Source organism: Neisseria sp. P0009.S007, from assembly GCF_051962515.1.
In genome coordinates this window covers 1-728 of record NZ_JBQCVF010000785.1, presented here as the reverse complement: position 1 = coordinate 728, position 728 = coordinate 1, and the positions used below count along the sequence as shown (strand labels likewise).

General features: G+C 52.7%; 1 protein-coding gene. It reads left to right on the top strand.

Annotated features, from left to right (window positions below):
* The coding region (locus ACTHS3_RS16350) for a UvrD-helicase domain-containing protein (RefSeq protein ID WP_440368552.1) at positions 1-728 on the top strand (728 nt) is incomplete at both ends.

The following is a 728-nucleotide window of genomic DNA, read 5'->3' as shown; positions in this document are numbered from 1 at the left end:
CCATCCTCGACTCTACCGACAGCGCTAAAATCATCGGCGAACTCTTGGGTGGTACGGGCAAAGAAGCCATGTTCAAAGCGCAACATCAAATTTCCCTTTGGAAAAACGATTTAAAAACGCCTGAAGAGGCAGTTCAGACGGCCTCTAATGCGTGGGAACAACAAACAGCGCGCGTCTATGCGAGTTATCAGGAAACCCTGCAAAGCTATCAGGCGGTGGACTTCGACGACTTAATCCGTCTGCCTGCCGTGCTGTTGCAGCAAAATAGCGAAGTGCGCAACAAATGGCAGCGGCGGCTGCGTTATCTGCTGGTTGACGAATGTCAGGACACCAACACCTGCCAATTTACCCTGATGAAGCTCTTGACCGGCGCGGAAGGCATGTTTACCGCCGTCGGCGACGACGACCAATCCATCTACGCTTGGCGCGGCGCGAACATGGAGAACCTGCGCAAAATGCAGGAAGACTATCCGCAGATGAAGGTCATCAAGCTGGAGCAAAACTACCGCTCCACCGCGCGGATTCTTAAAATCGCCAACAAAGTGATTGAAAATAACCCCAAGCTGTTCACCAAAAAACTTTGGTCGCAGTTCGGCGAAGGCGAAATCGTCAAGGTCGTTGCCTGTCAAAGCGAGCAGCACGAAGCCGACTGGGTTGTCAGCCAAATCGTCAAGCAGAAGCTGGTCGGCGGCGACAAAACCCAATACGCCGATTTCGCCGTGTTATAC